The organism is Rhodomicrobium vannielii ATCC 17100, assembly GCF_000166055.1.
GTDB lineage: Bacteria > Pseudomonadota > Alphaproteobacteria > Rhizobiales > Rhodomicrobiaceae > Rhodomicrobium > Rhodomicrobium vannielii.
In genome coordinates this window covers 3,360,001-3,383,287 of the sequence record NC_014664.1, presented here as the reverse complement: position 1 = coordinate 3,383,287, position 23,287 = coordinate 3,360,001, and the positions used below count along the sequence as shown (strand labels likewise).

22 protein-coding genes are annotated in these 23,287 nt (G+C 63.4%); 11 read left to right on the top strand and 11 right to left on the bottom strand.

From position 1 onward, the window contains the following. Window positions 1-44 precede the first annotated feature (44 nt). The 6 genes from pgl to RVAN_RS15570 form a co-directional block, all read right to left on the bottom strand. Window positions 45-749: a 6-phosphogluconolactonase gene (gene pgl, locus RVAN_RS15595; protein WP_013420675.1), complete on the bottom strand. Its 705-nt coding sequence runs from the start codon at window positions 747-749 to the stop codon at window positions 45-47. Beyond that, window positions 746-2,227 carry a glucose-6-phosphate dehydrogenase gene (zwf, locus tag RVAN_RS15590; protein WP_013420674.1) on the bottom strand — a complete coding sequence of 494 codons (1,482 nt, stop codon included), beginning with the start codon at window positions 2,225-2,227 and terminating at the stop codon, window positions 746-748. Before zwf ends, pgl begins: the two co-directional genes overlap by 4 nt. Before the next feature lie 231 nt (window positions 2,228-2,458). Then, complete coding sequence (locus RVAN_RS15585) at window positions 2,459-5,353, bottom strand: bifunctional [glutamine synthetase] adenylyltransferase/[glutamine synthetase]-adenylyl-L-tyrosine phosphorylase (protein WP_013420673.1); 2,895 nt, start codon at window positions 5,351-5,353, stop codon at window positions 2,459-2,461. After that, a complete protein-coding gene (locus RVAN_RS15580; RefSeq protein WP_013420672.1) occupies window positions 5,346-6,812 on the bottom strand; it encodes a HAMP domain-containing sensor histidine kinase in 1,467 nt (488 codons plus the stop codon). The genes RVAN_RS15585 and RVAN_RS15580 overlap by 8 nt, the downstream gene beginning before the upstream one ends. Next, window positions 6,799-7,479: a response regulator transcription factor gene (locus RVAN_RS15575; protein WP_013420671.1), complete on the bottom strand. Its 681-nt coding sequence runs from the start codon at window positions 7,477-7,479 to the stop codon at window positions 6,799-6,801. The genes RVAN_RS15580 and RVAN_RS15575 overlap by 14 nt, the downstream gene beginning before the upstream one ends. A gap of 111 nt (window positions 7,480-7,590) precedes the next feature. Beyond that, the gene (locus tag RVAN_RS15570) at window positions 7,591-9,189 is read right to left on the bottom strand and encodes a Do family serine endopeptidase (RefSeq protein WP_013420670.1); all 1,599 of its coding nucleotides are present in this window, start codon (window positions 9,187-9,189) and stop codon (window positions 7,591-7,593) included. 308 nt (window positions 9,190-9,497) lie between these two features. On the opposite strand from RVAN_RS15570, the gene RVAN_RS19260 reads away from it, so the two are divergent. Both RVAN_RS19260 and RVAN_RS15560 read left to right on the top strand, forming a co-directional pair. Continuing rightward, complete coding sequence (locus RVAN_RS19260; RefSeq protein ID WP_013420669.1) at window positions 9,498-10,136, top strand: nucleoside deaminase; 639 nt, start codon at window positions 9,498-9,500, stop codon at window positions 10,134-10,136. Window positions 10,137-10,158: 22 nt separating this feature from the next. Further along, entirely contained in the window at window positions 10,159-11,082 is a 924-nt protein-coding gene (locus RVAN_RS15560; protein WP_013420668.1) for a 50S ribosomal protein L11 methyltransferase, read from the top strand. A 119-nt stretch (window positions 11,083-11,201) separates the two neighbouring features. Here the strand turns inward: RVAN_RS15560 and RVAN_RS15555 are convergent, their stop codons facing one another. Further along, on the bottom strand, window positions 11,202-12,551 hold the full coding sequence (locus RVAN_RS15555) for an aspartate aminotransferase family protein (protein WP_013420667.1): 1,350 nt from the start codon (window positions 12,549-12,551) through the stop codon (window positions 11,202-11,204). Between the two features lie 58 nt (window positions 12,552-12,609). Here RVAN_RS15555 and RVAN_RS19770 point away from each other — a divergent pair, with 58 nt between their 5' ends. Both RVAN_RS19770 and RVAN_RS15550 read left to right on the top strand, forming a co-directional pair. Next, window positions 12,610-12,786, top strand: a complete 177-nt coding sequence (locus RVAN_RS19770) for an SDR family oxidoreductase (RefSeq protein WP_081449494.1) — start codon at window positions 12,610-12,612, stop codon at window positions 12,784-12,786. 4 nt (window positions 12,787-12,790) lie between these two features. After that, complete coding sequence (locus RVAN_RS15550) at window positions 12,791-13,567, top strand: LamB/YcsF family protein (protein ID WP_013420666.1); 777 nt, start codon at window positions 12,791-12,793, stop codon at window positions 13,565-13,567. Between the two features lie 9 nt (window positions 13,568-13,576). On the opposite strand, the gene tsaE is transcribed toward RVAN_RS15550, so the two are convergent. Further along, window positions 13,577-15,061 (bottom strand): tRNA (adenosine(37)-N6)-threonylcarbamoyltransferase complex ATPase subunit type 1 TsaE, encoded by a 1,485-nt coding sequence (tsaE, locus tag RVAN_RS15545; protein ID WP_013420665.1) that lies wholly within the window; start codon window positions 15,059-15,061, stop codon window positions 13,577-13,579. A 165-nt stretch (window positions 15,062-15,226) separates the two neighbouring features. On the opposite strand from tsaE, the gene RVAN_RS15540 reads away from it, so the two are divergent. Continuing rightward, window positions 15,227-15,469: a DUF2188 domain-containing protein gene (locus RVAN_RS15540; protein ID WP_013420664.1), complete on the top strand. Its 243-nt coding sequence runs from the start codon at window positions 15,227-15,229 to the stop codon at window positions 15,467-15,469. A 146-nt stretch (window positions 15,470-15,615) separates the two neighbouring features. On the opposite strand, the gene RVAN_RS15535 is transcribed toward RVAN_RS15540, so the two are convergent. Beyond that, on the bottom strand, window positions 15,616-15,876 hold the full coding sequence (locus tag RVAN_RS15535; protein ID WP_013420663.1) for a hypothetical protein: 261 nt from the start codon (window positions 15,874-15,876) through the stop codon (window positions 15,616-15,618). A 361-nt stretch (window positions 15,877-16,237) separates the two neighbouring features. On the opposite strand from RVAN_RS15535, the gene rfbC reads away from it, so the two are divergent. From rfbC to rfbA, 4 genes are read left to right on the top strand one after another with little or no spacing between them, the layout of a single operon-like run. Then, the gene (gene rfbC, locus RVAN_RS15530) at window positions 16,238-16,828 is read left to right on the top strand and encodes a dTDP-4-dehydrorhamnose 3,5-epimerase (protein ID WP_013420662.1); all 591 of its coding nucleotides are present in this window, start codon (window positions 16,238-16,240) and stop codon (window positions 16,826-16,828) included. Next, window positions 16,825-17,889: a dTDP-glucose 4,6-dehydratase gene (gene rfbB / locus RVAN_RS15525; protein ID WP_013420661.1), complete on the top strand. Its 1,065-nt coding sequence runs from the start codon at window positions 16,825-16,827 to the stop codon at window positions 17,887-17,889. Before rfbC ends, rfbB begins: the two co-directional genes overlap by 4 nt. Further along, complete coding sequence (gene rfbD / locus RVAN_RS15520; protein ID WP_013420660.1) at window positions 17,886-18,785, top strand: dTDP-4-dehydrorhamnose reductase; 900 nt, start codon at window positions 17,886-17,888, stop codon at window positions 18,783-18,785. The genes rfbB and rfbD overlap by 4 nt, the downstream gene beginning before the upstream one ends. Continuing rightward, window positions 18,782-19,672, top strand: a complete 891-nt coding sequence (gene rfbA / locus RVAN_RS15515) for a glucose-1-phosphate thymidylyltransferase RfbA (RefSeq protein WP_013420659.1) — start codon at window positions 18,782-18,784, stop codon at window positions 19,670-19,672. The genes rfbD and rfbA overlap by 4 nt, the downstream gene beginning before the upstream one ends. A gap of 125 nt (window positions 19,673-19,797) precedes the next feature. Here the strand turns inward: rfbA and rocD are convergent, their stop codons facing one another. Both rocD and RVAN_RS15505 read right to left on the bottom strand, forming a co-directional pair. Beyond that, window positions 19,798-21,033 (bottom strand): ornithine--oxo-acid transaminase, encoded by a 1,236-nt coding sequence (gene rocD, locus RVAN_RS15510; RefSeq protein ID WP_013420658.1) that lies wholly within the window; start codon window positions 21,031-21,033, stop codon window positions 19,798-19,800. Further along, window positions 21,030-21,887 carry a dimethylarginine dimethylaminohydrolase family protein gene (locus tag RVAN_RS15505; protein WP_210160438.1) on the bottom strand — a complete coding sequence of 286 codons (858 nt, stop codon included), beginning with the start codon at window positions 21,885-21,887 and terminating at the stop codon, window positions 21,030-21,032. Before RVAN_RS15505 ends, rocD begins: the two co-directional genes overlap by 4 nt. Before the next feature lie 161 nt (window positions 21,888-22,048). Here RVAN_RS15505 and RVAN_RS15500 point away from each other — a divergent pair, with 161 nt between their 5' ends. After that, window positions 22,049-22,477: an Lrp/AsnC family transcriptional regulator gene (locus tag RVAN_RS15500; RefSeq protein WP_041787744.1), complete on the top strand. Its 429-nt coding sequence runs from the start codon at window positions 22,049-22,051 to the stop codon at window positions 22,475-22,477. Between the two features lie 20 nt (window positions 22,478-22,497). Beyond that, window positions 22,498-23,247 carry a hypothetical protein gene (locus RVAN_RS21205; protein ID WP_425337397.1) on the top strand — a complete coding sequence of 250 codons (750 nt, stop codon included), beginning with the start codon at window positions 22,498-22,500 and terminating at the stop codon, window positions 23,245-23,247. The last annotated feature ends 40 nt before the right edge of the window (window positions 23,248-23,287 follow it).

Below are 23,287 nucleotides of genomic sequence, written 5' to 3'. Positions count from 1 at the left end.
GCAAATTCCCTTTCGGCTTCAGAGCCTCATGGATCTGTTTCGGCTTATGGACACCAGAACACTTCGACCGGCCGGGGCGAAGCACGAAGCACGGCGCGCACGGGCATGTCTTCGACCGGGCCAGCGGCCCGCGCGGTGTCCAGAACCCGCAACTTGGGCTCGCTCTCTATGTGGAGCGCGATCAGCGAAGCTTCCAGAATAACCGGCAATGTCAGCGTGACGCGCGGCTCTCCGGCGGCTTGCGCTGCGGTGGCGGCGAGGCGCGCGCCGGGCGGCGGCGCGAGTGCGGCGTCGAGGCCCTCGGCGTGCGGGAAGAAAGATGCGGTGTGTCCGTCACCACCCATGCCGAGCACGCAGGCGGCGAGCGGCCACGGCAGCGGTTCCAGCAACGCTTCCGCTTCCGCGAGCCCTGCTTCCGGCGTCGGCGCATCGTTTACGAGCGGCACGAAATGCGCGGCGGTGGCCTCGTTTTGCAGGAGATGCGCGCGCACGAGCCTCGCGTTCGAGCGCTCCGAGATTTCCGGTACCCAGCGCTCATCGACGAGCGTCACCCACACGCGATCCCACGGCAGAAGTTTGCGCGACAGGGCATCGAGAAAGGCCGCCGGGGTTCGCCCGCCCGAGACGGCGAGCGACGCGCGGTCGAATTCGCCGATGCGCGCTTGAAGCGCATCCGCCACACGGCTCGCAAGCGCTTCCGCGAGCGCGGCGCTGTCCACGAAATCACGCCGCTCGATGGTGGCGCTCACGAATCCTCCTCATACCAGGTGCGGCCGTCGCGCTCGATCAGCGCAATCGACGCCGATGGCCCCCAAGATCCCGCCGTGTAGGGTTTCACGCCTTCCTTGTTCGCGTCCCAAGCTTCGAGGATCGGATCGATCCATCGCCACGCGGCTTCCACCTCGTCGCGGCGCATGAACAGCGTCTGGTTGCCACGCACCACGTCGAGCAAAAGACGCTCATAGGCGTCGGGGTTCCGCTGGCCGAACGCCTCGCGGAACGTCATGTCGAGCGGCACGTTGCGAAGCCGCATGCCGCCCGGCCCGCGATCCTTGATCATGAGCCAGAGCTTGATGCCTTCGTCCGGCTGAAGGCGGATGACGAGCCGGTTCGGGACCACAGGCCCGGCGTCGCGGCTGAAGATGGAATGCGGTATCGGGCGGAATGTTACGACGATCTCGGACACGCGCGAGGGAAGGCGCTTGCCGGTGCGCAAATAAAACGGCGTGCCCGCCCAGCGCCAGTTGTCGATTTCGAGTTTCAGCGCAACGAAGGTTTCGGTCTGGCTCGTCGGCGTGCCCGGCCCGAGTTCCTGCTGATAGCCGGGCACCGCGTGCCCGTCCGCCGCGCCCGCGCGATACTGGCCGCGTACGGTGACGTTCGATGCGGCACGCCCCGCAATGGGCTTCAGCGCGCGCAGCACCTTCAGCTTCTCATCGCGAACGGCGTCGGCCCAGATGCAGGTCGGCGGCTCCATCGCCACGAGACACAGCATCTGCAACATGTGGTTCTGCACCATGTCACGCAGTGCGCCCGCCTGATCGTAATATCTCGCGCGCTCGGCAAGCCCCAGCGTTTCGGCGACGGTGATCTGCACGTGATCGATATGCGCGGCGTTCCACAACGGCTCGAACAGCACGTTCGCGAAACGCAACGCCATCAGGTTCTGCACCGTCTCTTTCCCGAGATAATGGTCGATGCGGTAGATGCGGTCTTCCGGGAAGTCCTGCCCCACCGCTTCGTTGATGGCGCGGGAGGATTCGAGGTCGTGGCCGATGGGCTTTTCGAGCACGAGCCGCGTCTTGTCGGTGATGAGGCCGTGGCTCTTGATGCGATGACAGATCGGGCCGAACAGGTTCGACGCGGTGGCAAGGTAGAACACGCGAATGCACTCGCGGCGCTCGTCGAGCACGCGGGACAACTCGTCCCAGCCGTCATCGCTCGTGCCATCGGCGCGCACATAGACGACGCGCGACAGGAAGCGGCCGAGCGCCTCGCCGTCGATATCGCCCTCCGGCAGAGAGGCGCGGATCGCGTCTTCCACATCGGCGCGATAGCTCTCCGTCGTCTCGTCGCGCCGCGCCACGCCGATGATGCGCGCGGTCTCGGGGAGTTGATTGTCGAAGTCGCGGTGATAGAGCGCGGGGAACAGCTTGCGGCGGGCCAGATCGCCCGTGCCGCCGAAGACGACATAATCGAAGGGGTCGACAACAATGATGCGGGCCATCTTCCGTCCTCGTAGCGCAGCGCCGGGAATTGCGTATCAGTCGCGGCTTACTGTGCGGGCGTTCGGTTTCGAAAGCACTCTAAGCTTTTGTGAACGATCGACTTATTCGCAAGCTTTTCGCTGATCCACCGCCACGATGGAAGGCGACCGTCCGACGCTGCAAAACACCTCGGCCGCGCTTCTGTTGCATCGCAAAAGGGAAGCGCGCCCGCCACTATTGCGGATCGCCTGCTAACAGACGAGCTTCGGAAACAGCGCTGCGACTTCGGCATAGGTATCGCGCAGCCGCCCTTCGAGACGCGCGATGTCCGGCTCACCCGTGACGTGCAGCAGAACCTCGATGAGGTCGCACGGCGCGGCAGCCGGGTTGAACGCGCCTTCCGTGCACAGCCGGAGGATCTGGGAGACTTCGTTGTAAAGCTCCGCCGCGTGGATCAGCCTGCCGCCGTCTTCCGGGTCGAGCACGCCCGCCGCGACGAGCTTCCGCAGCGCGGCCTCGGTGTTCTGGTCGAGGATGTCCGGCAGCCGGTCCGCGTGCGCCACCTGAAGAAACTGCGCGATGAATTCCACGTCGATCAGGCCGCCGTTGAACGTCTTGATCTGCCAGATGTCGCGCGTGCCCTTCTCCTTCTCGATGAGCGCGCGCATTTCGAGGACATCGGCCGCCGTCTTCGCCCGGTCGCGCGGCAGCGTCAGCACATCGCGGATCATGCCGGAAAGCCGGTCGCGAAGCTCGTCCGGGCCTGCGATGGGCCGCGCGCGGGTGAGCGCGAGATGCTCCCACGTCCAAGCCTCGTTTTTCTGGTAGGACAGGAAGCCGTCGAGCCGCACCGCAACCGGCCCCGCCTTGCCGGAGGGGCGCAGCCGCATATCCACTGCGTAAAGCTCGCCCTCGGGCGTCGGTGCGGACAGCGCGGAAATGAGGCGCTGCGTCAGCCGCGCGTAATGCTGCGGCGCGGCTTGCATCTTCTCCTGCGGTACATCGTAAACCACGATGAGATCGACATCGGATGAAGCCGTCGTCTCACGGCCGCCGAGCTTGCCCATCGCGAGAACCACGGGCGCGGGCATGCCGTTGCCGTAGCGCTCCTGCACCACGTCGAGCAGCGCCTCGATCACCGATTCCGCGATCAGCGAATAGGTTTCGCCCGCCTCGCGCGGGTCGATACGCCCCGAAAGCAGCTCGACGCCCGCGAGGAACATGCGCTCCTGCCCGACGACGCGCGCGCGGTCGAGGCGGTCGTCGTAGGTTTCGGCCGCGAGAATGTCCCGGCGGATGTGGTCGCGCACTTCCTCCGGCGTCGGAGCTTCGCCGAAGCCGTCGGGGTCGAGCAGCGCCTCCATGATGCGGCGGCGGCGCGACAGGATGCGGGCAAGGCGCGGGGCGGAACCCATGATCTGCGCGAGAAGCTGAAGGAAGGTTGGGTTCGCGCGCAGCATCGAGAACAGCTGAAGCGCGGTCGGCACCTCGCCGAGGAACTTGTCGAAGGTGGAGAGCGCGAGATCCGGGTCGCCGGTCTTGCCGAACGCTTCGAGGAGCGCCGGCGTAAACTCCGTGAGTATCTCTCGCGCGCGTGCGGATCGCATGGCGGGATAGCGCCCGTAGTGCCAGCCCTTCACCATGCCGATGACGCCGGATGGGTTCTTGAAGCCCATCGCGGCAAGCGTGGTGAGAGTGGCGGGGTCTTCCACATCGCCCGCGAAGACGAGATTTCCGCCGCCGGCCTGCGGCGCCGTGAGTTGCGGCGTCTTCTCGAACAGCGCCGCGTAATGCTCCTGCACCATCATCATGGTGGAGCGCATGTCTCGCTCGAAACGCGCCACATCGGCATATCCTGCGAAACGCGCGAAGCGTTCGAGTTCGGCGGGCTGGGTCGGAAGCGAATGCGTCTGCTGGTCCGCCACCATCTGAAGGCGATGCTCCATGCGGCGCAGCGTGCGGTAGGCGTCGGACAGGTCGTCGCGCACCTCCGGCGTGATCCACTCGTAATCCGTCAGAAGCTTGAGGCCCGTGATCGTGCGGCGCGTGCGCAGCGGCGGCTGCCGTCCGCCCGCGATGAGTTGTTGCGACTGCACGAAGAACTCGATCTCGCGGATGCCGCCGCGCCCGAGCTTCAGATTGTGCCCCGCGACCGCAATCTTCTCGTGCCCCTTTGCGGCGTGGATCTGCCGCTTCATGGCATGAATGTCGGAGATGGCGTTGTAGTCGAGGTACTTGCGCCAGATGTAAGGTGCAAGCGACTTCAGGAATGCGTCGCCCGCCGCGATGTCGCCCGCCACGGGCCGCGCCTTTATCATGGCGGCGCGCTCCCAGTTCTGGCCGAGGCTTTCGTAATAGCGAAACGCCGCGTCGGTGGAGATGGCGGCCTGCGTGGAGCCGGGATCGGGCCGCAGCCGCAGATCGGTGCGGAACACGTAACCGTCCGCCGTGCGCTCTTGCAGGATCGTGACAAGGTCGCGCACGAGCCGCACGAAGAACGGCTGCACCTCGACGCCGGGCGCGAGAGGCGCGATTTCGCGGTCGTAGAAGATGATGAGGTCGATGTCGCTCGAATAGTTCAGTTCGTGCGCGCCGTATTTGCCCATGCCGAGCACGATGAAGCCGCTGCCCTCCTCGGGGCGCGTATGGTCGGGCGGGAAGAACTTGCGCGCCTCCATCGCGCGGGCGAGCAGGAAGCGCACCGCATGGCCGACAAGCGCATCGGCCGCATCCGTCAGGCGGAGCGTAACTTCGTCCACGCTCCACACCTCGCCGAGGTCGGCGAGCGCGACGAGGAAGGCGACGTCGGCTTTGGCGATGCGCAGCGCTGTCATCAGCTCGCGCTGGCTGGCGGCCGCCGTCGCTTCGTCCGCGACGCGGGCGAGCACCGCGTCGAAGCGCGCTTCCGGCGAGGTTTCAAGCGTTTCGAAAAGCCGCTCCGGGTTGCGTTCGACGAGCCCGAAAAGGTAGTGCGAACCTGCGAAGACGCCGGACAGGAATGCAACCGTCTTGTCGTCGAAGGCGGCGTCTGGCCGAGCCGCCTTGAGCGCCGCAACGGCGCGATCCGCCCGCTGCCGCCCGCTGCCCTCGGCGTCGTCGAGCGGGGTCGGCGTGAGCCGGTTTCGAAGCGTAGCGTGATCAAGCATGCGTCACCATCAAGGGATTGTCGGCCACGTTCTGTGGCGCCGCCACGAGGTTCTTCTTCAGCCGGAGGCGCACGCGAAGCCCCGGCTCGTTGTCTTCGAGCGAAACCGTCCCTTCGTGCAGCCGCGCGACCGCCGCGACGAGCGACAGGCCCAGCCCGCTGCCGGGTATCGACCGGCTCGGCTGTAGGCGCACGAAGCGCTGGAGCACGCGCTCGCGGTCCGCCTCAGGAATGCCCGGCCCATTGTCCGAAACAAGGATGTCGATGAAATCGCCCCGGTCCTCAAGGCCGAGTTCCACGGCGGGATGTTTTGCCCCACCCTCGGGCGCAGGCTGGATGGCGTATTTCATCGCGTTGTCGAGCAGGTTCGCCACCGCCTGCACGATGAGATGCTTTTCGCCCGCCATCATGATGCTGTTCGAGGCGCAGGTGGTGGTGAGCGAGAGCCCCTGTTCTTCCGCCGCCGGTTCGTAAAGCTCTGCGACGTCGTTCAGGAGTGCGCAGACGTTCAGCGGTCCGAAGCTTTCCGAGCGCGAGCCCGCTTCGAGCCGCGCGATGCTGAGCAGCGCGTCGAAGGTCTGGATCAGCGTGTCGGCCTCCTCGATGACGCTGCCCAACGCTTCGGAAAGCTTTTCCGGCGAGGAACTCGACTGGAGCGCGCGCTCCGCCCGCGTGCGCAGCCGATGGAGCGGTGTCTTGAGGTCGTGCGCGATGTTGTCGGACACGTTCTTCAGCCCCACCATGAGATCCTGGATGCGGTCGAGCATCGCGTTCAGGTTTTCCGAGAGGCGGTCGAACTCGTCGGCGCGCCCTGTCACGGGAATCCGCTGCGCTAGGTTGCCCTGCATGATCGCGCGGGCCGTGCTCGACGCTTCGTCGACGCGGCGCAGCATGCGGCGGCTTACGATCACCGCCCCCGCCGCGCCGATGGCGATTATCAGTGCGTAGCCGAGCAGGAAGGCATTGCGAAGCACGCGCTTCAGCACCTCCTGATTTTCGATGTCGCGCGCGACGATGAGATGCAGGTCGTTCGGCAGACGCGTCACGATGCCGAAAGCCTGCCGCTGGCGCGCATCGCTGCCGCGCTTGCGATAGGCGAATTGCGCCGCGCCCTGCGTTGCCCAGAGGTCGGCCGCCACGGCTTCGAGATTGCCGGCGAGCCAGCGGCCGTTGGCGTCGGTGAGAAGATAGAGGCCGTTGTTGGAGGCGGCGGAACGCTCGCCGATGGCCTGACCGAGCATTCCCTGTCCGCCTTCATTGTAGCGCGCGGCGAGGAAGTCGAAATCGGACTGGACGGCGCTTTCCGCCTCGTGCGCGAGAAAGCCCTGCATCGCGATGTTCACATACATGAACACGATGGCGACCGCGACGCAGAACAGCGACACGTAAACCGCAAACAGCCGGAAAGGCGTCGCGAGGACGAGGCGGGGAATCAGCTTGACGAAATTAGCGACGCTCATCGCGGATCATGTAACCCGCGCCGCGTACTGTTTCCAGAAGCGGTTTGCCCTGCCCCTTGTCGATCTTGCTGCGCAGCCGGGAAATGTGCACGTCGATGACGTTCGTCTGTGGGTCGAAATGATAGTCCCACACGTTTTCGAGCAGCATGGTGCGCGTCACCACCTGCCCGGCATGCTTCATGAGATATTCGAGGAGCCGATATTCGCGCGGCTGGAGCACGATGGTTTCGCCGCCGCGCGATACCTTGTGAGACAGACGGTCGAGCACGAGGTCGCCCACGGCATAGGTCGTCACCGCGCGTTCGGTCGGTCCGCGCCGCGTCAGCGCCTCGACGCGCGCGACGAGTTCCACAAGGCTGTAAGGTTTCGGTAAATAGTCGTCGCCGCCGGAGCGCAGGCCTTTCACGCGGTCGTCCACAGCGCCGAGCGCCGAGAGGATCAGCACCGGCGTTGTGTCGCCCCGCTCGCGAAGCCGCTCCACGAGCGTCAGCCCGTCGAGCTTCGGCAGCATGCGGTCCACGATCAGAACGTCGAATTTGGACGAGGTCGCGCTATCGAATGCCGCTTCACCATCGCCGGCGATCTCCGTCTGAAATCCGGCCTCGCCGAGCGCCTTGGCCAGAAAGTCGGCCGCCGTGCGATCATCCTCAACGATCAGAACCCGCATGGTCCACCCTGGTTATGTCCGCCGCTTGAAAGCGAAGGCCGATCACGCTTTGGCCTTCGCTCATCCGATAAGAAAATGCCGCCAGCGAGTGGCGGCATTTTGGAGCATGGCTTAGCGCTTGCCCTTGTTCTTTTCGGTGCCCGTGGGCTCCTTGGCTTCGCTTTCCTTGTCCTCGTCGGACTTGTCGATGGGAAGGCCAATGAACCGCTGCTGGTCACGACTTCTCACCTGAAGAAGAACGTTCTTCTTGTTCTTCTGGCGGGCGTCCCGAATGCCTTCCACGACTTCGTCCGGCGAAGTTACGGTCTTGCCGTTCACTTCTACGATCACGTCGCCGCGACGCAGTCCCTGATCGGCGGCCTTCGAGTTCGGGTCGACGTTGACAATGGCGACGCCTTCCTTGGTCTTGGCACCGGGGAATTCGGGCGCGGGAATGAGCGTCAGACCGAGGTCTTCCAGCTCCTTGCCGGACGCGCTGCTGTCGCTGTCGTCGTTGCCGCCGCCCTGAAGCGAGGCAAGCTTGTCGTTCGCCGGGAATTCGCCGAGCTTGACCGTGACTTCGCGTTCCTCGCCGTTGCGGAAGACGCGCAGCTTGGCGTCAGCCCCGGGCGGAAGCGCGGCAATGGTGCGGGCGAGTTCGCGGGAATTGCCAACCGTCCGGCCGTTCACCTGCTGGATGACGTCGCGAGCCTTGAGTTCGGATTTCGCAGCGGGGCCATCCGCGATGATCTTGGCGACGAGCGCGCCTTTGGCGGTCTTCAGGCCCTGGCTCTCGGCGATATTCTCGTCGAGGTTCTGGATCTGCACGCCGAGCCAGCCGCTCGACACCTTGCCCTTGTCGCGTAGCTTGTCGACGACTTCTTTGGCGGTGGAGGTCGGGATCGCGAACGCGATGCCGACGCTGCCACCCGACGGCGAGTAGATCGCGGTGTTCACGCCGACGACCTTGCCCTTGAGGTCCACAGCCGGACCGCCGGAATTGCCGCGGTTCACTGCCGCGTCGATCTGGAGGAAATCATACGGGCCGGAGCCGATGTCGCGGCCGTTCGCCGAGACGATACCGGCCGTCACCGTGCCGCCGAGGCCGAACGGATTGCCGACCGCCAGCACCCAATCGCCAACGCGCGGCGCGGCGTCTTCAAATTCGAGCCAGTTGTCGAACTTCTTCTTGGAGTCGATCTTCAGCAGCGCGATGTCCGTGCGCGCATCCGAGCCGACGACCTTCGCCTTGTATTTCTCTTCGTTTTCGAAGGTGATCTCGATCTCGTCCACCTTGTCGGCCACGTGATGGTTCGTCACCACATAGCCGTCCGGCGAGATGAGGAAGCCCGAGCCTTGCGCGCGCGACGGGCGGCGCTCCGGCTGGTTATGCTTGAACTGATCGAAGAATTCGCGAAGGGGATGGTCCTGCGGGAGGTCGGGCAGATCTTTCTGCGCGGTTTCGCCGGCGGCCCCGCGTGACTTCACGTTCACGCTCACCACGGCCGGGCGAACCTTGTCCGCGAGATCGGCGAATGTGGGAGGCGATCCGGGCAGCGGCCCCTGCTTCATTTCCTGCGCGAACGCGTCGCCAGCGTGGAACGGCATGGCGGGCGTCGCCGCGAGCAGACCCACGCCGAGAAGCCCTGCGCCGAGGAAGGCGCTCGCCGACTTGACGCGTCCGAAGGCCCGCTTATCCCTCGGCTCATCCTCTAGTTGTCCTGCAGCCATCGGCCCGCTCTCCCCTGAAACATTTACGTCGTAGCGTTCATATAAGAAGGCGAATATTACAAACCACTTGCCGCCAAATTAAAAGATGTTAAGGCGCGCACCCAGCCCCGCAGAAGTTGCGGAACAAATTCGCAAATCATCGCAGGCCGATATGAGAAACAGATCACGAAGATAACGTGCGGTTCTGTCCTTCCCCGTTTAAGCGGGCCTGAAGCCATTCTCGCTATAAATAGGCGCAAGTTTTTGTGCTTCCAGTCCGCCGCGCGCGTCATCGACGCGGAGACGCTGGAGTCGGGAAGGTTTGCGTCATGGCGTGGTGGAATGCGGCCGACGAGGCGATGATGCTGCGGTGCATCGAGCTTTCGAGAGAGGCGACCCGGGAGGGCGACTATCCGTTCGGCGCACTGATCGCACTCGACGGAGAGATTGTCGCCGAAGCGGGCAACCGCGCGATGCGCGACGCCGACTTCTCGCGTCACGCCGAAATCATCGCCATCGCCGCCGCGCTGAAGACCGTTGGTCGGGGCGGGCTTGCGCGGGCGACGCTCTATTCCACCGTCGAACCATGTGCGATGTGCTCGTTCTGCATTCGCGAAGCTTGGGTTGGGCGCGTCGCCTATGCGCTCGCCTCGCCCGCGATGGGCGGCGTCTCCAAATGGACGATCCTTCACGACGCCGACCTTGGACGACAATTGCCGATCTTCGGCCCCGCGCCCGAAGTCGTTAGCGGCCTCCTCGCGGGGGAAGCCTTGGCGGCGTGGCGCGAATGGAACCCCGCCGCCACTGAACTTGCGCGTCTTAGGGGCGCGCTGACGGACGAAACCGCGCAACAGGACGAGCCGCGACATCTTCCGGCGCACGCCCGTTCGATGGCGCAGCGTGTCGTCCTCCCGTTCCTTCGTCTCGCCGCATGGCGCGAGAAGCACGCACAGCTTTCCGACCGCTAACGCTAACAGCAGGGTATTCGTCATGGATCAGGTGTTGGGACAGGCTTCGCATAATCCGGTCGCCGCTGGCGGCGCTTCGCCCTCGGCGCTTGACAGGCGCGCGCGGCCGCAGTCGGGCTTCCGCAAGGCGCTGCGCAGCACGCTGCATTATCTTTCGTACCACTTCGTACTGAACCACGAGGGGACACAGCGCGCGAAAGCGGCCGGCTTCATGCTGGAGGTGCCGCCGACCGTCTTCCATCCGCGCTACTTCATTTCGAGCGAAACCTTCGCGCATTTCATCGACGGCCTCGACCTGCGCGGGAAGGTGGTTGCGGATATCGGCACCGGCTCCGGCATCCTCGCGCTGGCGGCGGCAAGGGCGGGCGCGGATTTCGTGCTCGCGCTTGACATCAACCCGAACGCCGCCGACGCCGCCGTGCAAAATGCGGAGACGAACGGCTACGGCCCGAACGTGAAAGGTTTGTGCTCCAACCTGATGGATGCCATTCCGGCGCGCCCGATCTTCGATGTCATCTTTTCGAGCCCGCCGAAACATGCGGGCAAAACGCGCGATCTCGCCGACGCCGGTTGGCATTCGGGGCCGGACAATCTGAACCTGCGCGGCCTCTTTCAGCAGGCGCGGGCGCGGTTGAAGCCGGACGGCCGCATGTATCTCATGATCTCGTCCGACTCCGATCTCGATTTCTTCGACCGGGAGATTGCGGAAGCCGGTTTCAACGCGAAGCTCGCGCTGGAAAAGTCGATCTATATTGAGTCTTTCCTGTTGTACGAACTCACGCCGCAGCAAGCGCCCACGGATGCAGACACATCGGACACCATGCGGTCCGAGGTTCAGCCGGACGAGGCGCAGCCCGAAAATGAGCAACCTGGCGAGGCCGCTTTCTTGCCGCCAAGCGCATTTTCATCCGAAGCGGATACCGGGCCGCGTGAAGCAAATCCGTAGAATCAGATGCGGCGCGACGCTGTAGTTTTTGGTTGTCGATCAGCTCTGCGCCAAATCGAGTCTTACTAACGCAGGCGATTCAAGCAGGCGCCGAAGTGCCGCGCGCAACGCAGGCTGATCTAAGCAACCCGTCGGAGCGCATTGCGCAACGCATCCACGATCTCGCCGACCTGGCTTTCCGTCACGATCAGCGGCGGCGACAGCGCGATGATCTCGCCGCCCTGCCGCACGAGCACACCGTTCGCGAAACAGTCCTGATAGACGTCGAACGCGCGCTTGCCCGCGCCATCGGCGCGCGGCTCAAGCTCCATGCCCGCCACGATCCCCGTATTGCGGATGTCAACGACATGCGGCTCCCCCTTGAGCGAATGGACCGCTTCTTCCCACACCGGCGCGAGTGCCGCCGCGCGCTCGAACAGCCCTTCGCTCTCGTAGATGTCGAGCGTCGCAAGCCCGGCCGCGCACGCGACCGGGTGGCCCGAATAGGTATAGCCGTGGAACAGCTCGATGACGTGCTCCGGCCCCTGCATGATCGCGTCGTGAATCTCGCGCTTCGCGATGGCCGCGCCCATCGGGATCGCGCCGTTGGTGATGCCTTTCGCCACCGTGAAAATATCTGGCGTAACGCCGAGCGCTTGCGAGGCGAAGGCTGCGCCCATGCGCCCGAAGCCCGTGATGACCTCGTCGAAAATCAGCAGCAGGCCGTGGCGGTCGCAAATCGCGCGGAGCCTTTCGAGATACCCCTTCGGCGGCAGGATCACCCCCGCCGAGCCGGACATCGGCTCCACGATCACGCCCGCAATGGTGTCCGCGCCGTGCAGCGCGATGATGCCTTCGAGCGCGTCGGCGAGTTCCGCGCCATGCTCCGGCTGGCCTTTGGTGAAGGCGTTGCGCTTGATGTCGAGCGTATGCGGTAGGTAGTCGACGTAAGGCAGCAGCGCCCCGAAAGCGCGGCGGTTGTTCACGAGGCCGCCGACCGACATGCCGCCGAAGTTGCAGCCGTGATAGCCCTTCTCGCGGCCGACGAAGCGGGTGCGCTGGGCCTGTCCTCGCGCGTGATGATAGGCGAGCGCGATCTTCAGCGCCGATTCGACCGCCTCGGAGCCGGAATTCGCGAAGAACACGCGGTCAAGGCCCTCAGGCGCGATGCGCGCGATACGCGCGGCAAGTTCAAACGCGCCCGGGTGCCCGATCTGGAACGCTGTCGCGTAGTCCATCGTCAGAAGCTGACGCTCCACCGCCTCAGCGATCTCGCGCCGCCCGTGGCCAGCGTTCACGCACCAGAGCCCCGCCACACCGTCGAGCACCTTGCGGCCGTCCATCGCGGTATAATGCATACCCTGTGCCTCGACGAGCACGCGCGGGTTGGCCTTGAACTGGCGATTCGCCGTGAACGGCATCCAGTAGGCCGACATGTCGAGTTCGTTGGACAGGGGAGCGGCGGCGTTCTGGCTCGATTTCTGGCTCATAGGCGTAACCTCTTTTTGCAACCGGGTTTAAACCCGTGCGGGCGTTGTCACAAGCCGAATGCACGGAAAGGAAAACGGATGGCGAAATGCGCAGCATCCCGCCGGACGCGTCGGTGCGCCCGCCGACATCGCGGCTGCGGTGGCGTTTCTTCTTTCACGCGAGTCCGGCTTCATGACAGGCTCGGAGCTTATCGTCGACGGCGGAATGACCCGGAAGATGATCTATCGGGAGTAGAACCATGCATATCGACCTCAATGCGGACATGGGCGAAGGGTTCGGCGTCTACCGCATCGGCCATGACGAGGAGCTTGTCGGCATCATCACGTCGGCGAACGTCGCCTGCGGCTTCCATGGCGGCGACGCAACCATCATGCACGGCCTCGCGGTCGCTGCGGCGGCGCGTGGCGTGGCGCTCGGCGCGCATCCCGGCTTCAACGATTTGTGGGGCTTCGGCCGTCGCGCGATCCCGATGCCCGCGCGCGAACTCGAATACATGGTCGCGTATCAGATCGGCGCGCTACAGGCGCTCGCGGCTTACGCGAACGCGCCGTTGCGTCATGTCAAGCCGCACGGCGCTCTTTACAACATGGCCGCGAAGGACGCGGCCTATGCGGGCGCGATCGCGGGCGCGGTGCGGACGGTTGACGACGGGCTGATCCTTGTCGGCCCGCCGGGGTCGGAGCTTGAAAAAGCCGCCGATCTCGCGGGGCTTTTCTTCGCGCGCGAAGGCTTCTGCGACCGGCTCTATCGCGAGGATGGCTCGCTCGTGCCGCGCGGAGAGCCGGGCGCGGTGATCGCAAACGCCGACGCCGCCGCGTTGCAGGCGCTCCGACTCGCGACAGAAGGCGTGGCATACACAGCAGGCGGCGGAAAGGTGAAGCTCGAAGTCGATACGCTATGCGTCCACGGGGACGAGCCCGGCGCGGTCGCCGTCGCCAAGGCCGTCCGTCGCGCGCTCGAACAGGTCGGCGTGGAATTGCGCCCGCTCTCGCCATCCGGCGCCGACGCGGTTTGACCGCGCGGATCAAGCCTTGTGTAGATGCGCCTCGTACCAAGCCTTGAGTTCGCCGAGGGCGGGATGCGCGAGGTTCCGCCACAGATAGCGACGGATGCGCGGCAGATGCGCGAGATAGACGTGCTTGCCGTCGCGCATCGAGAGGCGGGCGAAGATGCCGAGGATCTTGGTGTTGCGTTCGGCGCCGAGGATGGCGTAGGCGCGGGCGAATGCGGCGGCGTTGAAAGCGGGATCGGCAGCAGCGGCGGCCTCGCAATAGCGCGCATAAAGCGCGTGCTCGACCGCTTCTGGCACGTCCAGCCGCGCGTCCTGCAACAGCGAAACGAGATCGTAGGCCGGGTGCGTCCACACCGCGTCCTGAAAATCGATGACGCCGAGCCGCTTGAGGCCGTCGCGCTCGCGGCACAGAAGCAGGTTAGGCGAGTGGTAATCGCGCAGCGCGATGGTCTTCGGCTGCTTGTCGAGCCAGTCGAGATGCGGCGACCATGCCTCGACGAAAGACCGCGCCATCTCGGCCGGGTCGGCGGCTACCGGCTCAAGCCGGAAATACCATTGCAGCAGGAGGTCGAGTTCCACGTCCATCGCTTCGCGGTCGAAGGCGGGAACGTCGTATAAGCCGCCGCCCGGCCCGGGGAGCGAGCGCGGCACGCCGGATGCCCGAACCGCAGACAAGCCATCCACCGCCAGCGCATAAAGCGGTTCCAGCGGTTCGCCTCCAGCGATCAGGTCGCCAAACACCGCGTCGCCAAGATCTTCCACAAGATAAAGCCCCGCGTCCTTGTCCGAAGCCGTGACGGCGGGCGCAGACAGCCCCGCGTGCTCTCGCAGCCAATGAGAAACCGCGATGAAGGGTGTGCCTTCGCGGGCCAGGTGGGCGATGGCGCAATAAGGGCGACCGTCGCGGATCGGTGGGCCATCGCTTTGCGTGGGCCAGTCCATCAGCATCGCCGTCTCGCCCGCCCGCAAAAGACGCATGAATTGCCGCGCGGAGGCGTCGCCGCGCAATCCGAGGCAGCGCGCGCCCTCCCAGCCGCATCGCGCGAGAAACGCTTCGATCTGGCGGAACCGCGCGAGCTTCTTTTCCCACGCGCCGAAGCCGGTGAGCGTAACGCGCCGCGTGCCGCCTTCGCCTTCGATGCGCACGTCCAGGCGGTCGTGCGGCAGCACGTCCGCGACGATATCCGGCCATTCGACGACCACCGCCCCCGTCTGGCACATCTCCGCGAAGCCGATTTCTTCCTCGTCGCCCGGATGGAGCCGGTACAGGTCGCAATGGTAGACAGTGCGTCGTGGCGTTTCGTAAGCGTGCACGATCTGATAGGTGGGGCTCGTCGCCGCCTCGGTCACGCCGAGCGCGGAAAGCAGACCTTGCGCGAACGTCGTTTTGCCCGCGCCGAGATCGCCGGCCAGCGTGATGGCATCGCGCTCCGAGACGAAGGCCGAAAGACGGCTCGCCAGCGCCTGCAACGCTTCCGCGCTATCGATTTCCCACACGGGCACCCCTCCGATTTCATCCGCCGAACCGTTGTTCTACGAACAGCATCGTGGTCAAAATCGGGTCGCGATCCACAGGTGAAAAGGTTTCCATGGTGCGGAGCGTTTATCGAACGTCGCGTGTTTCCGCATGAATGCAACGCGCATGCAATCCGCGAGGTCGATATGACGAAAGTTCATTACGAAGTGCTGGAGCATGACGGCGGCTGGGCCTACAAGGCCGAAGGCGTCTTTTCCGAGCCGTTCCCCACGAAAGAAGCCGCGCTTGCCGCAGCCGAACTCGCGGCGGGCGAGCAGCGCGTGTCCGGCACGTCGCAAGATATCGAGTTCGAGGATGCGTCCGGCCGCTGGCATCGCGAGTTCGAGCCGGGAACGGATCGCCCCGAAACCGACGTCACGGTGAAGTAGCGGCGTCTAATGCCGGGCGCCGCGGTCAGGCGCATATCGCCAAACCTTGCGGGTTCCCGATGCGCGACCGGATCACCCCAAGCCGGGCCCATGCGCCAATTGGTGCTGCTTTGACGCGGCGGCAATCGCGATTGCAGAGGGGCAGCTCAGCCGTGCGCGCGTTCCGCTGGGCCTGCCTTGCTCTCGGTAACGCGCGAAAGATCCTTCGCGATCTGCCGCATCGTGCGAACCTGGCCGACCTTGGCGCTCAGCACATATTGCCAGTCGTGATAGCTGTCGCGGATCTGAAATTCTTCGTAGAGCGTCGCAAGCCTGTCGGCGGCCTTCGCGGCGGCGTTCTGGAGGTTTGAAATTTCCTCCTCCGCGCGTGCCAGCCGCTCGCGCAAGATGGTGTCGTCTCTCGTCATGCATGCCTCCCTTGTTGTTCTTCCTTGAGGCGCACGTTCCTTCGTGGGAGCGTGTCTTTTCAAGACTATAGCGCGAAGTCGTGCACGATTTGCTACGCTACTTTCGATACAACGGCGGATCGCTGTGGAGTTGTGATCCGAAATCCTCAGCCCCCGCGCTCGCCCCGACGTCATACTCCTCGCCCCCTTCAAGCTAGCCGACATTTGATCACGCCGAGCCGCGAAGCCCGAGCAGTCGCGAAGGGCTCAAAGACGAACCTCGACCATAACGCCAGCCCGGCACAAGCAAGGGAGAGCAGCATCAAGCTCGGCAATGCCGCAGTCTCTCACACCGGCTCACTTCAACTGAGGTCATTCTGCAATGACAGGCGAGGTACTTCTGATAAGGCCGCGTCGCTTCGAGGATGACCGGGGCTGGTTTTCCGAAACCTATAACGAGCGGAATTTCCGGCAAGCAGGGCTTGAATCGCGGTTCGTGCAGGACAATCACTCTCTTTCCCGCGAGAAATACACGCTGCGCGGGCTCCATTTCCAGAGGCCGCCTTTTGCGCAGTCAAAACTGGTGCGCTGCTCGAAAGGGCGAATTTTCGACGTCACCGTCGATATCCGCATAGGCTCGCCAAGCTTCGGCGGGTGGATTTCGACCGAACTATCAGCGGAGGGAGGCGAACAACTTTTTGTCCCCGCTGGCTTTCTCCACGGCTTTCTGACGCTCACGCCCGATACCGAGATCATCTACAAGGTGTCCGATTTCTACGATGGCGCATCTGACGCAGGCGTTCGTTGGGACGACCCGATGATTGCGGTGAACTGGTCGCTACCCGAAGGCGTGCCGCCCACGCTTTCCGCCAAGGATCGCGCCCTTCCGCTGCTCGCCGCCATCGACAGCCCCTTCATGTTCCAACCGGGCGACGTGCCCCTCACCGAGGCTCCCAGGGAATTGCGGCCATGAAAATCATTGTCACTGGAGGAGCCGGTTTCATCGGCTCAGCGCTCGTTCGACATCTCATCGAGGAGACGACGCATACCGTTCTCAACCTTGACAAGCTGACCTATGCGGCGTCGCTGGCATCGCTGGCTTGCGTGGCCCACAATCCTCGCTACAGCTTCGTGCATGGCAGCATCTGCGATTCAGCCCTGCTGGAGCGGGTGGTGGCCACGTTCGACCCCGATGGTTTTATCAATCTCGCGGCGGAAACTCACGTGGACCGGTCGATCGATGGCCCCGTCGCGTTCATCGATACGAATATCAACGGCACGTTCCGGCTGCTTCAGGCAGCGCAAGCGCATGTCGAAAGGCTCCCAACCGATCGGCGTGCCCGCTTCCGCTTCCTCCATGTCTCGACAGACGAGGTCTATGGCTCGCTCGGTGAGACCGGAAAATTTCACGAAGCAACGCCCTATGATCCGCGCTCGCCCTATTCTGCATCGAAAGCCGCGTCCGATCATCTCGTCTCGGCTTGGGGACATACATACGGCCTCCCCATCCTGATCACGAACTGCTCCAACAATTATGGGCCATACCAATTCCCCGAAAAGCTTATTCCGCTCTGCATCATCAAGGCGCTTGCTGGTGAAGCACTGCCGGTCTACGGGCGCGGGGAGAATATTCGCGACTGGCTTTACGTCGATGATCATGTCCGCGCGCTGACCACGGTCTTCGAGCGCGGCACCCCCGGCGAAACCTACAACATCGGCGGCGACGCGGAGCGGCGGAACATTGATGTCGTGCACCGCATTTGCGCCGTGCTCGACACTCTGCGGCCGAGGGACAGCGGCAAGCATTATGCAGACCTCATTACATTCGTGGCCGACCGCCCAGGCCACGACGCGCGGTATGCAATCGATGCCTCCAAGATCCGCGCGGAGCTTGGTTGGAGCCCTGAACAGAGTTTCGATGCCGGCATCGAAGCCACGGTGAAGTGGTATCTGGAAAACGAAGATTGGTGGGAGGACATCCTCGCCCAAAATTACAAGGGCGAGCGGCTCGGCCTCAAGAGAGCCCACGGATGAGCCTCGCGGAGATCCTCATCACCGGGGGAAGCGGGCAGTTGGGCCTCGAACTGGCGCGGCTGCCGTGGCCCGATGGCCTGCGTTTGCGGACTCCGGACAGATCGGAACTCGACCTTTCGAGCACAGAGAGCATCACCGCCTACATTGATGCTTGCAGGCCACTCGCGATCATCAACGCGGGTGGCTATACGCAGGTCGACGGGGCCGAGAGCGACCCACTCACCGCCTTCTGTCTGAATGCGATGGGCCCGGCCGCCATTGCCGAAGCAGCGCGCCGCCATGGTTCCCGTCTTATCCACATCTCGACCGACTACGTCTTCGATGGGAGCAGACACGGCTTTTATGACGAAAGCGATGCAGTGTCTCCGCTCGGTGTCTATGGCGCCAGCAAGGAAGCCGGCGAGCAGGCGGTCCGCGCCATTCTTCCCGGATCGGTCATCGTGCGCACGGCATGGCTGTTCAGCCCGTATCGCACCAATTTCGTCAAGACGATGCTGCGCATCGGGCGCGAGCGTCCTTCCGTCAGGATCGTAGCAGATCAGTTCGGGTGCCCGACGGCTGCCTCCGACCTTGCCCGCGCCCTGCAAACGATCGCTATGCGTCTTGTCGAAGATCCTGCCGCACCCACGGGCACATTCCATTTCGTCAACGGCGGCGAAGCCACATGGTACGCGCTTGCCTGCGAGGCCTTCGCCCAGGCAACCCGGTACGGCTATACGGCACCTGCCGTGGCCCCTATCTCCACCGCCGAGTATCCAACACCGGCTCGCCGACCGGCAAATTCGCGCCTGTCCGTCGCTCGCCTCACCGAAAGCTACGCAATCACACCGCGACCGTGGAAACTCGCTGTCGCGGAGACCGTCGAACACTGTCTTGAGGGGGAAAGCACTTCATGAAAGGCATTATTCTGGCCGGCGGTTCGGGGACGAGGCTTTACCCCGCGACGATATCGGTAAGCAAGCAGCTGCTACCGGTCTACGACAAGCCGATGATATACTATCCGCTTTCCGTGCTTATGCTTGCCGGTATTCGAGAGATCCTTTTGATCTCAACACCCGCACATCTGCCGCTCTTCAAGGAACTTCTCGGCGACGGCGGTGCCTATGGAATATCCCTCAGCTATGCGGAACAAGCGCGCCCGGAAGGTCTGGCGCAAGCTTTCCTGATCGGCGAGAAGTTCATAGGCCATGATAATGTGGCTCTCGTCCTCGGCGATAATATTTTCGTGGGCGGCGGCCTGTCCGACTTGCTGACCGAAGCCGCATCGAAAAGAAATGGCGCCACCATTTTCGCTTACCCTGTGCACGATCCCGAGCGATACGGTGTCATCGTGTTCGATGCGGAGGGCAAACCCGTCGACATCGTGGAAAAGCCGAAAAATCCGACGTCGTCCTGGGCGGTCACCGGCCTATATTTTTACGACCATCGTGTCGTGGACATAGCAAAATCCATTCGGCCCTCGCCACGCGGCGAACTCGAGATCACCGATGTCAATCGGACATATCTCGAATGGGGCGAACTGCACGTCCAGCGCCTCACCCGCGGCCATGCCTGGCTCGACACCGGCACGCATCACTCGCTCCTTGAGGCGTCCGAATTCGTGCGCACACTGCAAAAACGCCAAGGGCTTCACATCGCCTGCCTTGAAGAAATCGCCTTTCAGAAAGGCTTCATCGGGCTCGACGCTCTCGCCGAGCGCGCCAGGCTCTTCGGCAAGGTGGAATACGGTCTCTATCTCGCGGATCTCGTGGGCGAAGCCACGCAAAAAGCAAAGAGCGCCTAGGAACGTGAAGCGCGCAAGGCCAGCGGGCGCGACGGAAGTCACACCGTATTGAAAGTCGGAAAGAAAATGGCCGGGCTAACCCGGCCACTCGATTCGAAAATGGGACAACGAGACGCGCGCCGTATCTACGCCAGCACGGCGGCGAACTTCACAAGCGCCTGATCGACCTCCGCGCGCTTGATGATGAGCGGCGGCGACACGCGAATCGTGTGCTCCTTCGTGTCCTTGCAGAGGATGCCGCGATGCTTGAGCGCCGCACAGTAGCGGCGTGCGCCGCCCGCGTCGGGGTGCAGTTCGATGGCCATCATCAGGCCGCGCCCGCGTATCTCTTTCACCACGTGGCTGTTGATCGCCCTCAGCCCCTCGCTGAAATACGCGCCCATTGCGGCCGAGTTCTCGACCATGCCTTCTTCGGTTACGACGCGGAGCGCCGCGCGCGCGACCGCACAGGCGAGCGGGTTGCCGCCGAAGGTGCTGCCATGCTCGCCGGGCTTCAATACGCCCATGATCCGCGAAGTCGAGAGCACGGCCGACACGGGATAGAACCCGCCCGACAGACCCTTGCCGAGCAGCGTCATGTCGCTTTCGACGCCCTCATGCTCTTCCGCGAGCAGCTTGCCCGTGCGGCCGAGACCCGTCTGGATCTCGTCGAGGATGAAGACAATCTTTTCGCGTGTGCAAAGCTCGCGCGCGGCCTTCACATAGCCCGGCGGCGGAATGATCACGCCCGCCTCGCCCTGGATCGGCTCCATGAGCACGGCCACCGTGTTCGGCGTGACGGCGTCTTCAAGCGCCTTGATGTCGCCGAATGGAATGATTTTGAACCCCGGCGTGAACGGGCCGAAGCCTTCGCGCGCGGTCTCATCGGTCGAAAAGCTCACGACGGTCGTGGTGCGGCCATGGAAATTCTTGTCGAAGACGATGATCTCGGCCTTGTCCTGCGGCACGCCCTTGACGGTGTAGCCCCACTTGCGGACGATCTTGATGGCCGTTTCGACCGCTTCCGCGCCGGTGTTCATCGGCAGCACACGATGCGACCGCGTCAGCTTGCACAGCTCTTCGAAGAACGGCGCGAGCTGATCGTTGCGGAAGGCGCGCGACGTGAGTGTGAGCTTGCCCGCCTGTTCGACCATCGCCTCGCGGATTTTCGGGTGGCAATGCCCCTGATTGACCGCGGAATAGCCCGAGAGGCAGTCGAGATAGCGGTTGCCCTCGACGTCCCAGACCCAAACGCCTTCGCCCCGGCTCAACACCACGTCGAGCGGTTTGTAGTTGGTCGCGCCGAACTCGTTTTCGGTCGCGATGAAATCGTGGGCCGAGGAGAAGCTGCGCGCCGGAGCGAATGCGGTGTCGAACGTCATAGGGTTTCACCTCTGTTTGTTGCCGAAGCGGATTTGAGATCGAGCCGGAGCGTCATGCAGTAAGCGCCGCCGCCGGACATGATGAAGGGGCGTAGCCTGAGCGGAACCACAGAATAACCGCGCTCGCGAAGCTCGTCGGCGAGGTGCGCGGTTGGCTCCGCCATGACGATATCGCGCCCGATATTGACGGCGTTCACGGCGAAGCGCGCCGCGTCTTCGTCGCTCGCCTCGATGCGCTTGTCGGCCGCAACGTGATCGCGGATGACCGAAAGCGAAGCCTTCGAGAAGGCCTGCGGGTAATATAGAACCTCTCCGCCGCTCAAAGGCACGAAACAAGTGTCGAGATGGTAAAAGCGGCCCGAGACGAGTTCTAGCGGCTTGACCGGAACATTGAAGAAATCGCGAAGCACATCCGCCGCCTCGAATGAGGATCGCGGACCAAAACCCGTCCAGAAAAACTGGCGGTTTGCGTCGAAGATCGCGTCGCCCGCGCCTTCCTGCCAATAATCTTTCGGCATTTGGCTAACATCATCGAAGGCGCCTTCGTCCTTCAGCCGTGCGAATGCTTCGAGGAAGTGCCGCTCCTCGCCCTGCCGCTCGGGATAGCGGAAGCGCGCGGCCATCACGCGGCGGTCGAGGACGACGGCGGCGTTTGCGGGGAAAACCATGTCCGGCAGGCCCGGCGCGCCATCGATATGGACGACGCGGGCGCCCGTTTGCCTTAACGCTTCGGCCAAAGATGCGGCAGCGTGCCGCGCTTCTGCTCGATTTTTAACCTCATCCCTGCGCCATTCCTCTGGCGTCATCCAGGGATTGATCTTGTACGACACCTCGAAATGGCTGTCGTCGGTCATTAAAAAGGTTGGCGTTTTTGGCATCCTGCCTCTCGCGACGATAACATGCAATTTCCATGCAAATAATCGCCGTTGACCTCACCAGTCTAAAGGAGGCAAGTTGCGCGAAACGTTCCAAAAAGCTGACAAAGTGCAGGCGCCCCTTAGCAAAGTGTCAGATCATGCCTCTCGATGAGACCAACCGACGACTTATCGCGCTCCTGCGTGAGAACGCGCGGATGCCCGTGGCGACGCTTGCCGCGATTCTCGGCCTCAGCCGCGCGACGGTGCAGAACCGCATCGACCGGCTCGTGCATGACGGCGTTATCACCGGCTTTACGGTGGCGCTGCGCCGCGAAGCGGAGCCGGACGCCGTCTGCGCGATCATGCTGATTCAGGTGGAAGGCGAAAAAACCGAGCACATCTACAAGGCGCTGCGCGGTTTTCCCGAAGCCGTCGCGATTCACACGACCAACGGGCGATGGGATTTCGTTGTGGAGTTGCGCACGCCGGACCTCGAAACCTTCGACCGCGTGCTGCGCCGCATCCGCGAGTTGAAGGGAATATCAAGCTCGGAAACGAGCCTGCTTCTGTCGAGTAACCGACGATAGAGCATGATCCGCAAAAGTGTATGCCGGTTTTGCGAGAAGATCGGTGCTCAAACGAAAGAGCTGGAGCGCGCTTTTATGTCATCAAAAGCGGTGCGGCCGAAGCCGCTGCATCAGAACCGGACTTGCCGAGTCGCCGCTTTCGCGCGGGTCTTTTTAACAACAACAGGCTGCTGCGCTTCCATTTCGAGCCGGGCCTGACGCAGTTTCTCGATCTTCGCCACACGGAGTGCGCTCTCGGAATCGATGATGGCGCGAGCGGCGGTGTTGGTCATGTCCGCTTTCGTCTGCGGTTTGCGCGGCGGCGCGAACAATGTGTCTTTAGTAATCATGAGTTTTCTTTCCTTAAGAGTGCAAAAGGCCGGGCAAGAGCCCAGCCTTCAGCTATCGCTTCTGCTTTCCGTAGGAAAACACAGGGCGCATTACGCGGCCTGGAGATTTTCCGCGGAGCTTTTGCCCGAACGGGCGTCACGCACGATTTCGAACGAAAGCTTCTGGCCTTCGACGATGGTGCGCATGCCGGCGCGCTCAACTGCGGAAATGTGAACGAAGACGTCAGCCGAACCGCTGTCGGGTTGAATGAAGCCATAGCCCTTGTTCACGTTAAAAAATTTCACTGTGCCAGTATTCATGACGATTTCCTTTCAATCGGTCATAAGTTTTTCCTCGCTGCCCAACTTGGAACAGCGATTGTTCAGGATCGATTTTGGCAGAAAGATCGTCAGGACGCGCTCAGGCGCGGAAACAAGCTCAGCAATCAAGATCGATGGTGAGAATATAGCCGTTTCCGGTGTCCGAAACAAGGCAAGTGGC